This window comes from Comamonas sp. C24C (assembly GCF_053345995.1).
Map to the genome: position 1 here is coordinate 52,363 of NZ_JBKFBC010000015.1, position 14,124 is coordinate 66,486.

11 protein-coding genes are annotated in these 14,124 nt (G+C 66.6%); 5 read left to right on the forward strand and 6 right to left on the reverse strand.

Going from position 1 to position 14,124, the window contains the following annotated elements; genetic code table 11:
• Positions 1–69: 69 nt before the first annotated feature.
• Positions 70–639 (reverse strand): restriction endonuclease, encoded by a 570-nt coding sequence (locus ACLBXN_RS22505; protein ID WP_447613678.1) that lies wholly within the window; start codon positions 637–639, stop codon positions 70–72.
• A gap of 123 nt (positions 640–762) precedes the next feature.
• Between ACLBXN_RS22505 and apbC the strand changes: the two genes are divergently transcribed.
• Together apbC and ACLBXN_RS22515 are read left to right on the forward strand one after the other, a co-directional pair.
• Positions 763–1,854: an iron-sulfur cluster carrier protein ApbC gene (gene apbC, locus ACLBXN_RS22510; protein WP_003051981.1), complete on the forward strand. Its 1,092-nt coding sequence runs from the start codon at positions 763–765 to the stop codon at positions 1,852–1,854.
• Positions 1,854–2,816 carry a LysR family transcriptional regulator gene (locus ACLBXN_RS22515; RefSeq protein ID WP_447613624.1) on the forward strand — a complete coding sequence of 321 codons (963 nt, stop codon included), beginning with the start codon at positions 1,854–1,856 and terminating at the stop codon, positions 2,814–2,816. Before apbC ends, ACLBXN_RS22515 begins: the two co-directional genes overlap by 1 nt.
• A 30-nt stretch (positions 2,817–2,846) precedes the next feature.
• On the opposite strand, the gene ACLBXN_RS22520 is transcribed toward ACLBXN_RS22515, so the two are convergent.
• The 5 genes from ACLBXN_RS22520 to ACLBXN_RS22540 all read right to left on the reverse strand — a co-directional run bounded on the left by ACLBXN_RS22520 (position 2,847) and on the right by ACLBXN_RS22540 (position 8,746).
• A complete protein-coding gene (locus tag ACLBXN_RS22520) occupies positions 2,847–5,129 on the reverse strand; it encodes a molybdopterin cofactor-binding domain-containing protein (protein ID WP_447613625.1) in 2,283 nt (760 codons plus the stop codon).
• Positions 5,130–5,338: 209 nt separating this feature from the next.
• Positions 5,339–6,007, reverse strand: coding sequence for an N-carbamoylsarcosine amidohydrolase (locus ACLBXN_RS22525; protein ID WP_447613626.1), 669 nt, complete (start codon positions 6,005–6,007; stop codon positions 5,339–5,341).
• Positions 6,004–7,077 (reverse strand): 2,5-dihydroxypyridine 5,6-dioxygenase, encoded by a 1,074-nt coding sequence (locus tag ACLBXN_RS22530; protein ID WP_447613627.1) that lies wholly within the window; start codon positions 7,075–7,077, stop codon positions 6,004–6,006. Before ACLBXN_RS22530 ends, ACLBXN_RS22525 begins: the two co-directional genes overlap by 4 nt.
• Before the next feature lie 50 nt (positions 7,078–7,127).
• On the reverse strand, positions 7,128–7,955 hold the full coding sequence (locus ACLBXN_RS22535; protein WP_447613628.1) for an alpha/beta fold hydrolase: 828 nt from the start codon (positions 7,953–7,955) through the stop codon (positions 7,128–7,130).
• Positions 7,956–7,966: 11 nt separating this feature from the next.
• Positions 7,967–8,746, reverse strand: coding sequence for a maleate cis-trans isomerase family protein (locus tag ACLBXN_RS22540; RefSeq protein WP_167004976.1), 780 nt, complete (start codon positions 8,744–8,746; stop codon positions 7,967–7,969).
• A gap of 322 nt (positions 8,747–9,068) precedes the next feature.
• On the opposite strand from ACLBXN_RS22540, the gene ACLBXN_RS22545 reads away from it, so the two are divergent.
• From ACLBXN_RS22545 to ACLBXN_RS22555, 3 genes are all read left to right on the forward strand, one after another.
• Positions 9,069–10,226 carry an FAD-dependent monooxygenase gene (locus ACLBXN_RS22545; protein WP_447613629.1) on the forward strand — a complete coding sequence of 386 codons (1,158 nt, stop codon included), beginning with the start codon at positions 9,069–9,071 and terminating at the stop codon, positions 10,224–10,226.
• A gap of 95 nt (positions 10,227–10,321) precedes the next feature.
• Positions 10,322–10,879, forward strand: a complete 558-nt coding sequence (locus tag ACLBXN_RS22550; protein ID WP_249334103.1) for a (2Fe-2S)-binding protein — start codon at positions 10,322–10,324, stop codon at positions 10,877–10,879.
• A complete protein-coding gene (locus tag ACLBXN_RS22555) occupies positions 10,876–13,866 on the forward strand; it encodes a c-type cytochrome (RefSeq protein ID WP_447613630.1) in 2,991 nt (996 codons plus the stop codon). The genes ACLBXN_RS22550 and ACLBXN_RS22555 overlap by 4 nt, the downstream gene beginning before the upstream one ends.
• The last annotated feature ends 258 nt before the right edge of the window (positions 13,867–14,124 follow it).

Below are 14,124 nucleotides of genomic sequence, written 5' to 3' on the forward strand. Positions count from 1 at the left end.
GTGCCCGGATTGGGCCGCAGGCGGTAGGTGCGGGGGCTGCGCGGCCCCGATGAGGGCCTGCGGTGGGTCTCAGCTCTTTTTCTGGTTCTTGGCGATCAGCGTGGCGATGGACTTGGCATCCAGCACCACCAGCTGATGCTGCGCGGCCCAGCTGGCGGCATTCTCGCCCAGTGGCTGCAGAGCCACGTAAACGCCAAGGTCGGCTTTCAGCCGGGCTTGCGCTGCCTGCAGCTCGCGCAGCGGCTCCACGCCATGGGCTGCGGCTTTCCAGCGGCGCGCGCCGACCACGCTGGTCTGGCCGTTGCGTGTCAGCAGCAGGTCGGCCCCGGCCTGGCTCAGGCGCTGAATCTCATAGCCTTCGGCTTGCCAGGCCGTCTGCAGCTGGGCACTGAAGTCGGCCCAGGATTGCTCGGCAATCACCTGCTGGATCTGTTCCAGCCTGGCCGGGCTGGGGGCTCGCAGCTGCCTGTAGCAGGCGATGCAGCCCACGATGAAGAACGGGAAGGCGCCCAGGGCTGCAAAGGGCGAGATGTCCTTGGGGAACACCGCCAGCGACACCAGCACCACCGCAGCGCAGATCGCAAAGCTGATCCACCAGCGCGAGCGCATCAGGACTGCGAACAGGGAATTTTCGGCCATCTTCAGTTTCACGGCTTGTCTCTCAAATCTTGGGCAAAGGGCTGCATTGTCTCCTGTGCACAGGGGTTGGACAGCTTCGCTAGACTATCCGCCATTGAAGAAACCTCTGGAAAACTAAATCCAATGGCTGTTACAGAACAAGCGCTTCTGAGCGCGCTGGCCACGGTGCTTGATCCGCACACTGGCAAGGACTTTGTGAGCACGCGCGCCCTGCGCAATCTGCAGATTGCCGGTGATGACGTCTCGTTCGACGTGGAGATGGGCTATCCCGCCAGCAGCCTGCATCCTGCGCTGCGCAGCCAGTTCATCGCTGCGGCCAGGACGGTGGCCGGCGTGGGCAATGTCTCGGTCAACATCTTCACCAAGGTGGCCTCGCATGCCGTGCAGCGTGGCGTGCAGCTGCTGCCCGGCGTGAAGAACATCATCGCCATCTCGTCCGGCAAGGGCGGCGTGGGCAAGAGCACGACCACGGCCAATCTGGCACTGGCACTGGCCGCCGAAGGTGCCCGCGTGGGCATTCTGGACGCCGACATCTACGGCCCCAGCCAGCCCATGATGATGGGCGTTTCTGGCAAGCCCGAAAGCCATGACGGCAAGACCATGGAGCCGCTGGAAAACCATGGCGTGCAGGTCATGTCCATCGGTCTGCTGGTCAACAACGACCAGGCCATGATCTGGCGCGGCCCTATGGCCACCCAGGCGCTGGAGCAGATGCTGCGCCAGACCAACTGGAAGGATCTGGACTATCTGCTGGTCGACATGCCGCCTGGAACCGGTGACATCCAGCTGACGCTGTCCCAGCGCGTGCCCATGACGGGTGCCGTGGTGGTGACCACGCCCCAGGACATCGCCCTGATCGATGCCAAGAAGGGCATTCAGATGTTCGAGAAGGTCGGCGTGCCGATTCTCGGCCTGGTCGAAAACATGGCGGCCCATGTCTGCACCAATTGCGGTCATGTCGAACATATCTTTGGCGCCGACGGCGGCAAGAAGATGGCCGGCGAGCAGAACATCGACTATCTGGGGGCGCTGCCCCTGTCGCTGCAGATCCGCCTGCAGGCCGACAGCGGCAAGCCCACGGTGGTGGCCGAGCCCGAGAGCGAAGCCGCCCAGGTCTACAAGAAGGTGGCGCGCGATCTGGCCGTGAAGGTGGCTCTCAAGGCCAAGGACTTCTCCAGCAAGTTCCCCACGATCACGGTCAGCAGCAATACCTGATGAACCTTCTGACCTCCATGCGTTATCTGGTGGCGCTCAACGAGCATCGCCATTTCGCAAGGGCGGCGCAGGCCTGCCATATCACGCAGCCTGCACTGTCCAATGCGCTCAAGGCGCTGGAGGACGAGTTCGGTGCCGTCATCGTGCGCAGGGGGCGGTCGTTTGCCGGTTTCACGCCTGAGGGCGGGCAGGTGCTGGCGACGGCTCTGGCCATGCTGCGCGCGGAAGAAGGTTTGCGCCAGGAGCTGAGTGTTTCAGCAGGAGCGCTGCGCGGCCAGCTGCGCATGGCTGCCGTGCCCACGGCTATGCCCATGCTCACGCGCTTCGCAGCCATGCTGCGCCAGCGGCATCCCGGCATCATGCCCGTGGTGCTGTCCATGAGTTCGGCCGAGATAGAAACCGGGCTCGAGGATTTGTCCCTGGACCTGGCTCTGGGCTACAGCGCCAGACTGCCGCAGCGTGGCCCGCGCCTGCAGTCCTGGCTGCAGTACCAGGAGCACTACTATCTGCTGTGCCGGGATGCGCAGTGCGACAGCCGCCCCTTTGCTTTTGGGGCCGACATCGCCTGGAGCGAGGTGGCAGCCCTGCCGCTGTGTCTGCTCACGCCCGACATGCACAACCGCAAGGTGATCGACGAGGCCTTCGCCGCCGTGCAGCGCGAAGTCCAGCCCGCCATGGAAACGAATTCGGTGCTGAGCCTGGTCACGGCCGTGGCCGAAAGCATCCCCGGTGACGGGGGTGCCATGGTCACGGTGCTGCCAGGCGCCATGGTGGCCACGGTGCGCCACATGCCGGGCCTGATTGCACGGCCGCTGCGATCGCCCGAGCTGGTCACGCCTATAGGCTTCATGACTCAGCAGGGCATGGCGCCCACGCGGGCTCTGTTGGCCGCGCTGGAGCTGCAGGACGATGACGAGTGGCGCGTGCAGTGCCTGCGGCATGCGGGTGCGCTGAAGGAGTGAGCGTGGTCAGGCGGGCCGGTCCTGCCCGCGTTAGGGGGTGGCATGCAGCGCGGCACGCACCGCATCCGGTGTGAACGGGGCTGCATAGAACCGCCGGCCCGTGGCATCGAACAAGGCATTGGCCAGGGCGGCGGGCCCTGGTACCGAGGCCGATTCGCCCGCGCCCATGGGCGGCTCCTCCTGGCGGGGCATCAGCACGACTTCGATGGGCGGCAGATCGCGGAAGCCGATGATGGGGTAGCCGCCCCATTCGCGGCTGGCTACGCCATGGTCGTTGAAAGCCACCTTTTCCATCAGGCTGCGGCTCAGCGTTTGTATGACGTTGCCGTGGATCTGGTGGCGCACGCCATCGGGGTTGACCATCATTCCCGTGTCCTGGCCCACGACCAGGCGTTGCACGACGATGCGTCCGCTGGCGGGGTCCACAGTGATGTCGATGACCCAGGCGGCCCAGGCTGCGCCAAAGCCGGGAAAGCGGCTGTGTATGTAGCGCGCATAGGCTACGCCGCGCCCGTGCAGCAGACCGTCGGCGCCAGGGCGGCCCCGGCTTCCCGCTTGATTTCGCTGCCAGCCAGCGTGGCGTGCCGTGGCTTCGATCAGCTCGACGGCGCGCGGGTCATCAAGGTTGCGAACGCGGTAGTCAACAGGGTCTGCATCGGCGGCATGGGCCAGCTCGTCGATCATGCAGTCGTGGGCAAAGGAGTTGGGCAGGGCCGAGACGCCGCGCAGCCATGACGAACGTACGATGGGTGCCATGTCGTGACAGGCGATGCGCTGGCTGCCATAGCGGTAAGGAGGGACGGCCGTGCGGTCGCCCATCTCCAGCGTGCGCGGCTGCCCCGGTATGCGGCCCGTGAGCAGCAGGGCCAGCAGTGGCGCGTCGTTGGAGGGGTAGCGCACGGCAAAGTCGTAGGCCAGCAGCTCTCCCCGGGTGTCGATGGCCGCGCTCACGTCCATGAGCTGGGCGGTGCCCTTGGGCTCCCACTGGTGCTCCTGCTCGCGCGTGAGTTGCACGCGCACGGGGGCGCCCACGGCCATGGACATCAGTGCGGCGTCGGCGCAGACATCGTCGGCGCAGTTCCGTCCATAGCAGCCTGCGGCTTCCAGGCGCACGATCTCGATGCGCTCTTCGCCCAGTTGCAGCAGGCGGTCCAGGTCGGTGCGCAGCATGTGGGGGTTCTGTGTGCCGGCCCAGAGCTTGAGCCGGCCCTCGCTGAAATCCGCCACTGCACAGGACGGGCCAATCGAGGCATGCATCTGGTAGGGCCAGACATAGCTGCGGCGCAGCACGCTGGCTGCACCGGCGAAGGCGTCATCCACGAGGCCTTGATCGACCAGGGCACGGTGCTGGGCGGGATTGGCGCGGATGGCTGCAGACAGGTCGGACAGATCAGGCGCGGCCGGCGCGGCCTTCCACTGCACACGCAGCGCGCGCATGGCGGCAATGGCCTGTTCCTCGCGGTCTGCGACCACGCCGACGAAATCCCCTTCGATGACGACCTGCACATTGCCGGGCAGGTGGGCCACGGAGTCGCGTTCTACAGCCATCAGGCAGCGGCCGATGAAGTCGCCGCCGTCGCGGCCCGGATGCGGCGGGCGGATCACGCGGCCATGGCGCATGCCCGGCACGCGCACATCGTGGACAAAGCTGAGCTCGCCCGTGGCCTTGGCGGGAATGTCCACACGCGCCGCTCCCCGTCCCACCAGTCGGTAGTCGCTGGCAGGCTTGAGCTTCACCTCCTGCTCGGGTGGCGCCAGTTGCAGCTGCAGTTGCTGGCCTCGCAGCAGCTCGCCATAGCCGATCTGGCGGGCATCGCTGCCGTCGGCAAAGCGCACAATGCCGTCGCTTGCCCGGAGTTGGTCCGCCCTCGCGTTCCATTGCTGCGCGGCCAGCGCCAGCAACTGCTCGCGCGCCTGGGCGGCGGCGCGTCGCAGCGGAACGGCCGAGATCTGGATGCTGGCGCTGGCAATGGTCGGCCCCTGGTTGGGGGCGGCGGCCGTGTGGCCCAGCACCATTTCCAGGCGGTCCAGTGGCACTTCCAGTTCTTCGGCCACGATCTGCGCCAGCGCCGTGCGTATGCCCGTGCCCAGGTCCACATGGCCGTTGAAGGCCAGGGTGCGCCAGCCCTGCGGCGCGGCTTCGTCGGCCAGCACGGCGACGAAGATTTCTGGCGTGGACTGCACGTAGTCGGTGGCCGTGCCAGGCTGGCCGGGCGCGGGCGGTGGCGGCGCCACCGGCTGGCGCACCACGAGCAGGGTGTCGGCGCGCGCGAGCAGCTGTGCGTGCAGGGCTTGGGGCTGGGGCAGGTTCATGAGAGCGAATGTAGGACAGGTTTGGCGAGCCGGCAGCCACGTTGTAGATCGGCTTGCCATTCCATGGTGTCAGCGGGGATGACCGCGCACGATCTGGCAGTAGTGCCAAAGCGAGAGGCGCCAAGGAAGGGCGTACGCTGGCCGCGCCATCCCGCACCGAGGGAGTCGACCTCCTTGGGGCGCCGTGCAACGGGAAGCGGCGAAGCCGCTCAGGGGGTCAATCCATCCGTATCAGCGATGGCTTGGCTCAGCGGCATCACGGCCGCGTACTTCTGGGCCATGTCGAACAGGTTGGCATCGTGCGGGCCCAGGGCGCGGTCGCCGCAGCAGTCGGCCACCACCAGCGGGCGAAAGCCCGACTGCATGGCATCGACCACGCTGGCACGCACGCAGCCGCTGGTCACGCAGCCGGCCACCACCAGGGTCTGCACGCCTCGCTGGGCCAGCCAGGGCGCGAGCATGGTGCCGAAGAAGGCCGAAGGCGTACTCTTGCGCACCACATACTCCCCGGCGGCCGGGGCCAGTTCGGGCACGATCGCGCTGTGGTGGCTGTCTTCCTTCAGGGTCAGCATGCCAGGCACCTTCAGGCAGAAGATGTTGCTGTCGGCATCGTCGTCTGAGAACACGATGCGGCTGTGCGCCACGGGCCAGCCGCGCGCGCGGGCATGGGCCAGCAGCAGCCGCGTCTGGGCGATGGCTTCGGGGATGTTGCCGCCACCGAATACGGCCGGGTCGGCAAAGCCGTTGACGAAGTCGATGATGAGCAGGCCGAAGGGGGCCTTGAGCGGCAGCGGCGTGCCGAAACCCTGGCGCGCGTAGGCGGAGATGTCGCCCTGCACGCCCTCGGTGGGGATGCTTTGCTGGCTGGTGTCTTTCATGCGATGTCCTTTCGGCGTGCTGCGCGCGCCAGTCCTTCCTCGTCCTGCACCACACCGTGAATGACCGTGGGCTTGCCGTCCAGGGTCACCGTGCAGTGGCGCATGGGAATGTCGATATGGCAGGCCGTGGTGCGGCTGCCGCCCGCTTCGTTGTTGGGGCCCATGGACCACAGGAAGTTGCCCTCGAAGGCACGTGCGTCCATGCCGATGTGGGTTTCCTTGTTGTAGTGGGCCAGCATGGACCAGTGGGCGCGTGGCTGCAGGCCCCAGCCGATGTGCGAGACGGCATAGGCCTCGGGGTCCTCGTAGGAGGCCATGTATTCCTTGAGGATGTCTGCCTGCAGGCCGCCGCTGATGCGCGTGACATAGCCTTTTTCGATGACGAGTTCGATGGGCTCTGTCACGTAGTCCTTCATGGGCAGAAGGATGTCGCCCCGGTCCAGCACCACGCGGCCGTTGCTTTGGCCCTCGTCGGGCCAGGTCAGCACGAAGCCGCTGGGCCAGTGGTCCCAGCGGCCGGGCTGGTCCACGAAGCCGTATTCGCAGATGGCCGGGAAGTCACCGAGCTGGCAGCGCAGATCGGTGCCGGCGGCCGAGGTGATGTGCATCTGCCCGGCGGCCTCGATGCGCTTGGATGCGGCCTGCACGCGCGCGCGGTCGGCCTCGGTGGGCACCAGGCGGCACAGCACCTCGGGCGGCTCCACGGCCAGCAGAATCTTGGTGCCGGCCTGCAGGATCTCGTGCTGCTCGGGTGAGAACAGCAGGGTCATCAGGTCCAGCACCAGATCGCTGGCCTTGAGCGCGGCGATGGCGGCCGGGTTGCCGGTCAGCGGCGTTGTGCCCAGGTAGGCCAGAGAGTCGCGGCTCAGGGATTTTTCGGCGTTGACGGGCGGCAGGTCCAGGCGATTGACGCGCGCGCCCATCTCACTGGAGGCGGCGATGGCGCAGCGCAGCGTCTGCGGGTGTGTGTCGGCGCCTGTGAGCACGGTGACGGTCTGGCCGGCTTCGAGACGGGACAGCGTAAGCACCTGCTTCCAGGCGTGGATCAGATCGATATCGCTGACGGACATGGTCGGCTCCTTGGTGTCGCGATGAAAGGGGAGAGGCGGCGAGCGGGCATTCAGTTCACCCGTGCACCCAGGAAATCGCCCAGGGCCTCATAGAACCCGGCCTCGTTGTCCCAGGGAATCATGTGGCCGGCACCGGGCACGCGCACGTGCTCGGTCTGGGGTGCCAGGCCCTGCCACTCAGCCACGTCCTCGCCGCGTACCACGTCGCCGCGCTCGGCCGTGATCAGCAGCAGCGGGTGCTGGATGCGGGGCAGGTCGGCATGGATATCGTCGCGGCCGAAGTCCTCGAAGCTCTGCACGATGGCGGGCTCATGGCAGGTGTGCAGCCATTGGGCACGCAACTGGCGCTGCTCTTCTGTCCAGGTGGGGCAGAAGGCGCGCATGGCTTCTGCGTCCATGCCCTGCGTGGCCTGGCGAATGGAGTCCACATACCAGGGCAGGGCGGCCGGGTAGGCGCGGCGGCCCGGGCCGGACACCGGCGGATCGACGATGACAAGGCGCGTGAGTCCGGTCGGCTGGCTGCGCGCGGCACGCACGGCAATGCGTCCGCCCATGGAGTGGCCGACCAACGCCCAGCGCTGCAGTCCCAGTGCCTGGGCGAAGGCGGTCACGTCGGCGGCCTGGGCATCGAGTCCATAGTCCAGACCCGGGCCGGACGAGGACAAACCACGGCCGCGCACGTCCAGCACATAGGTGTCGAACTGACGACCCAGGTGCTCGGCCACGAAGCCCCATGTCACGGCCGGGCTGGTGATGCCGGGGATCAGGATGACGGCGTCGCGCTGCGCGCGCTCTCCATCGGCGCCGCCGTAGCGCAGATAGTGCTGGCGTATGCCGTTGGAGTGGACGTTGCCGCCGTAGAGAAATGTGCTGGTCATGCGGTTTCTCCTCAGGCCTTGGCCGCTGTGTCGTAGGGGTAGGCGCCCGATAGCAGCGCACCTGCGCCCGGCACCACGGGGTCGAGGCCCAGCTCCTTGAGGATGGCGTAGGTGGTGGCGATGGAGGCGGTCAGCACGGGCTTGCCGGTTTCGGCTTCGACCTGGGCCACGGCCGGCAGCGAGGGCATTTGCACGCAGGCCGACAGCACGATCACGTCGGCGTCGGCGTAGTTCATGCCCGCCACGATGCCGGGCAGTTTGGAGGGGTCGTGGCGGCCCACGTCGAGGTTGTCGGGGATTTCCAGCGCACGCCAGTCCACCACCTCGAAGCCTTCGGCGGCGATGTAGTTCTTGACCAGCTCGGTCAGGGGGACCATGTAGGGGGCGACCAGGGCGATCTTCTTGGCACCCATGACCTTCAGCGCCTCCACCAGCGCACCCGCGCTGGTGATCACGGGCGCCGTGGCGCCGTTGCTGGCCGTGCGCTCGGTCAGTCGGGCCTGCGAGACGCGGTGGTAGCCGTGGCCCATGGCCATGATGGCCACGAGGCAGGCATAACCCAGCACATCCACGCGCGCATCGCTGAGTTCCAGCGCGCAGCGGTCGCTCTCGGCATCCATGGCGGCCAGCTCTTCTTTCACCACTTTCTTCATGCGCATGCGGCTGGAGTGGAAGGTAAAGCGGTCCTGGGGGCGCAGCGTGGAATGGGCCTGCAGCATGGCCGGCACTTCGGTCTCCATGGTGGTGTTGGAGCTGGGGACGATCTGGCCGATGCGGAACGTTTGGGTCATGACTTGCCTTTGCAGAGTTTCGAGGGTTTCTGATCAGAATCAACTGAGTGTGTACGCTTTATTCTTGCAAAAGATATGCCGACTTGCAATTGAGAGTTTTCTCGGTGTTTGTACTGATTTGGTGCGAAATTTGCACCAAAAATGTTGAATTCCAATTTATTCTGCCGCTCCATGGTGCATGCGTGGTTTTGGAAATTTAAGTGCATACACCTGAATTAAGTGTTTTGTTGCCTGGCACGCTTCCTGCTCTCAAGCATTTATGGACGCGCCGAAGCAACGGTTGCCCCGTCTGGCTTTCAACATTCCTGCAAGGAGAAAAACTGTGTCTCAATCCCCTCGAATCGCCGTTGTCGGCGCCGGTCTCGGCGGGGCTGCAGCTGCCAAGCTGCTGCTCCAGGAAGGCTTCAATGTCCGCGTCTATGAGCAGGCGCCCAGCTTCTCTCGTCTGGGAGCCGGCATCCACGTCGGTCCCAATGTGATGAAGATCCTGCGTCGCATCGGCATTGAGGACGCGCTCAACGAGCAGGGCTCCCACCCAGACTACTGGTACAGCCGCCACTGGCAGACGGGCGACGTGCTGGCCCAGATCCCGCTGGGCGACTACGCCGTCAAGGAATACGGTGCCAGCTACCTCACCGTGCACCGCGGCGACTTTCATGCGCTGCTGATCGAGGCCTTGCCCGACAGCGTGATGGTCTATGGCAAGTTCCTGACCAAGGTGGAGGATCGGGGCAACGTGGTGCTCATGCACTTCGCCGATGGCACGACCGAAGAGGCCGACATCGTCATCGGTGCCGATGGCGTGAACTCCCGCATCCGCGAAGAGCTGCTGGGCCCAGAGCTGCCCAAGTACGCCGGCTACCTGGCCCACCGCGCCGTATTCCCCACGCCCGAAGTCAAGGCCGGCATGCTGCCCTTCGACGCCTGCGTGAAGTGGTGGAGCGATGACCGCCACATGATGACCTACTTCGTCACCGGCAAGGCCGATGAGCTGTACTACGTGACCGGCGTTCCGGTCGAGAAGTGGGACCTCGACGATCGCTGGCTGCCCAGCAGCAAGGAAGAAATGCGCGAGGCCTTCTCGGGCTGGCACCCTACGGTGCAGGCGCTGATCGACGCCACCGTGGAGGTGACCAAATGGTCGCTGCTGGAGCGCGATCCGCTGCCGCTGTGGAGCCGTGGTCGCCTGGTGCTGCTGGGTGATGCCTGCCATCCCATGAAGCCCCACATGGCCCAGGGCGCGGCCATGGCCATCGAGGACGGCGCCATGCTGGCGCGCTGCCTCAAGGAAGTCGGAGCGCACAACCATGAGCTGGCCTTCGCGCTGTATGAGGCCAACCGTGCCGAGCGCGCCAGCAAGGTGCAGCGCATCTCGCACGACAACACCTGGCTGCGCACCAACGAAGATCCGTCCTGGTGCTTCGGCTACGACGTGTTCAACGTGCCCCTGGTTGAACCCAGGGTCAAGGCCGCTGCCTGATACTCGCTGCCCTGCCGGACAGGGGATGGATATCCCTCTCCCGTCTGGCAGCAGAACACCGACATCCTGAACCGCAGTTGCAAGAGCCTCGTCCCATGGGAATCCCAGTTCATTCAAGCAGTCCCTCTCACCTCGTCCTCCTGCAGGTCAATGCACGCGCATGCGAAGTGCCGGCCGCGCCAGGGACGGCGCTGCTGCATGTGCTGCGCAATGACCTGGAGCTGAACGGGCCCAAATACGGCTGCGGCCTGGGGGAGTGCGGCGCCTGCACGGTGCTGATCGACGGTGTGGCCGCGCGTTCCTGCGTGATTCCCGTGAAGGCGGCTGTGGGCCGAGAAGTGACCACGCTGGAAGGCCTGGGATCGCGCCAGTGTCCGGGCCCCACGCAGCAGGCCTTCATTGACTGCCAGGCCGCTCAGTGCGGCTACTGTCTCAACGGCATGATCATGACGGTGGAGGCCTTGCTGCGTCGCAACCCGAACCCCACCGAGCAGGAGCTGCGCAACGAGCTGCACCACAACCTGTGCCGCTGCGGCACGCATGTGGAAATCATGCAGGCGGCCCTGCGCGCCGTGCAGCTGCGTGCGGAACGGGCCGCGCTGCAGGCGCCCTGCGGCGTTCCATCTTCCAGCGCGGGCGGGGACCAGCCATGAACACGGTCGACAACACCCCCGTCCTGCCTTCCGACCTGCTGCATGGCCTGGCGCTGCGCCCACCTGTCGCGGCCTGGGACGGGCTGCGCTACCAAGGCAGCGTGCCCACCCATGCGCGGCTGGACCAGGCGCAGACCATGGCCGGCGTGGTGGCCGCCGTGCAGCGCGAGCATTTTCTGGGCGTGGTGGCCGTGGCGCCCGTCCATGCGCGGCAGGCGCTTGCTAGCCTAGTACCTGTATGGAAGGACGGGCAGGCGGCCTTGTCGGCTCGCCCTGTCTCTCACGCTCCCGGACTGCAGGAATCGCACGAGTCGATCGATACCGGCCGCTATGTCTGGCGCATGGCCGGTGCGAGCGCAGGTTCCGGCACGGCACGCGTGGCTGCGTGGTGCCTGGACGGTCATGTCAGCCTCTGGCTGCCGCAGTGCGAAGCCGACGTACGCCAGATGATCGGCCGTGAACTGGTCGCGCTGCTGCAGTGCCAGGAATCAGCGCTGCGGCTGTTCAGCGTGCCGGCCCTGGGCTCTGGCGGCGTGCATCCGCTGGACCTCATGGATGCGGCTGCCGATGCGGCCCTGCTGTCCCATGCCGTGGGCCGGCCCGTCAGCGTGGCCTGCGAGGTCGGGGCTGCGGGTGCCGGCAGTAGCCGCGAGCTTGTGCTGCGTGTGGATGCGCAGGATTCGCAGGCGCTCGAAGCCGGCACGATGGTGCAGGCCCATGAAGGCATTGCATCGCCGCAGCCCCAGCTGCTGCTGTCCGACTCCCCCTGGGCCGTGCGCCCCAGCATGGCGCGCCTGCTGAGCCAGCCCGGTTTGACGCGAGCCGCCGCTCTGGCCACCGTGCTCGATGCCGGCGAAGTGCGCGAGCGCAAGGTGGTGGCCAGCCTGCGGCATGCCGGTGTCGACGATCTGAATGCCGCCCAAGTCTTTGCCCGTGAAAGCCATTGGCATGAGCAGGCCCTGGGTCTGGGGCATGACCCACTGCAGTGGCGCCTGCAGCACTTGCCCGAAGGCCCGGTGCGCGATCTCGCGCAGCAGGTGGCCGAGCGTGCGCAGGTATCACCGCAGGACGACATTCCGCAAGACACCGATGGCCGCCTGCTGGGTCGAGGCTTTGCCACTGCCCAGCTGCAGACTCTGGATGCTCAGGGCGCCGACCTGCATGCCTGGAGCGCCTGGGTGGCCGAGGTGGCCGTGCATCCGCTCACCGGCGAGATTGAGGTGACCCGTGTGGTGGCCGGCCATGACAGTCGCAGTCTACATGCGGCCCAGGCGGCCAGTACGCGGCCCGAAATCGTGCAGCAGGACCCGCAGTTGCTGGCCGATGCACGCAGGTTGCTGGGCACGGCTCCTGCCTTCGACGACTGGACTGGTTCCGTCGCTCCCGCTACTGGTTTCGATGTGATGGCCAAGCCTGGTAACGATCTGGCGCAGCATGCGCGCGGCGATGTCGGACCCATCCGCCAGGGTGGTCTGGCGCTGGACGGGGTGGCCACGCTGCCCGCCGCCGCCGCCATTGCCAACGCCATTCACCAAGCAACGGGCGTGCGCCTGCGCGAAGTGCCCTTTCGGCCCGAACAACTGCGCCTGGCGCTGGCCGGCGAGGGCGCGGGCAAATCATCCGTTGCCAAGTCCGGCCGTGGCTGGGGCTGGCTGGCTGCAGGCGCCGCGGGCCTTGCCGGCATGGCTGCCATGGCCTGGCCGCTGAAGCCGGCCCTGCCGCTGACCGACGGGCCAGATATCTCCCTTTATTCGCCCCAGGCCCTGGAGCGCGGCCGCCTGGTGGTTGCCGCGGGCGACTGTGTGGTCTGTCATACGGCGCCGGGCGGTGCCTCCAATGCGGGAGGCTTGGGGCTGGAGACGCCGTTCGGCATCATCTACTCCACCAACATCACGCCCGACAACGAAACAGGTATCGGCCGCTGGTCCTATGCGGCCTTCGAGCGCGCCATGCGCCACGGCATCCACCAGGATGGACGTCAGCTGTATCCGGCATTCCCGTACACGGCCTTTGCCAAGCTCAGCGATGGAGACCTGCAGGCCCTGTATGGCTACCTGATGTCCCAGCCCGCCGTGAAGGCCAAGGCACCCGAGACGCAACTGGCCTTTCCCTACAACCTGCGCCCGGCCATGGCCGGCTGGAATCTGCTGTTCCACGACGCCACGCCCTTCAAGGCCGACCCCGCGCGCAGCGCCGAATGGAACCGGGGTGCCTATCTGGTCGAAGGCGCGGGCCACTGTGCGGCCTGTCACTCGCCGCGCAATGCGCTGGGGGCCGAAAAGAGCGGCATCCGCTATCTGGGCGGCGGCGAGGCCGAAGGCTGGAGCGCCCCTGCGCTCAACCAGCTGGCCGGCGGCAAGCTGCCCTGGAGCCGCGAAGAGCTGTACCAGTACCTGCGCACGGGCTTCTCGGCCCGCCATGGCGTGGCGGCGGGGCCCATGGCGCCCGTCATTCACGGCTTGGCCCAGTTGCCGGAAGCCGATGTGCGCGCCATGGCCACCTATCTGATGGAACTGCCGGGCCAGGCGGCACAGGATGCGCAGTCCGCACCGGCTCAGGCCGCACCGGCTCAGGCCGCGCCCGTCGCTCCTCTGATTACAACGGTGGCCGCCCCCGTGGCCACGCCGGCCCCGGAGATGGTGCGCCAGGTCAACGGTGAGCGCATCTACCAGAACGCCTGCGCGGTCTGCCATGAGGCGGGCAGCGGGCCCACGCTGTTCGGCGTCAAGCCTCTGCTGGCCCTGAACACCAACCTGCATGCCGCAAGCCCGGACAACCTGCTCCAGGTCATCCTGAACGGCATCCAGACACCCGCCGACGATGCGCTGGGCTATATGCCCGGCTTCAGGGACAGCCTGGACGACAGGCAGATTGCGGACCTGATCGGATATTTGCGTCAACGATTTGCACCGGAGGAAAAAGCTTGGCCAGACGATACGAAGACGATTAAGCGGCTGCGAGCGCAGGTGCAGGCGCATGCGCCCTAGGGGCTGCGGCGGGCGGCGGCATGGGCGGTGCCGCGGATATGGATCTCTTGCCCTGGAATCGCTCCAGGGGCCGGGTCCGGACATCTGATGCTGGGGACAGGGGATGGACAGCCACGGACGTGCTATCGCTATGCCGACCGTACGGAATGTGCCCATCGCCTGGATGCAGATACCGACATCTGGAATCTTTTTCATCGGTCCATGGAAATGGCGCCGAGGGAGTGGTTCGCTCTGGATGTGTGATGGGTGGAAAGCACT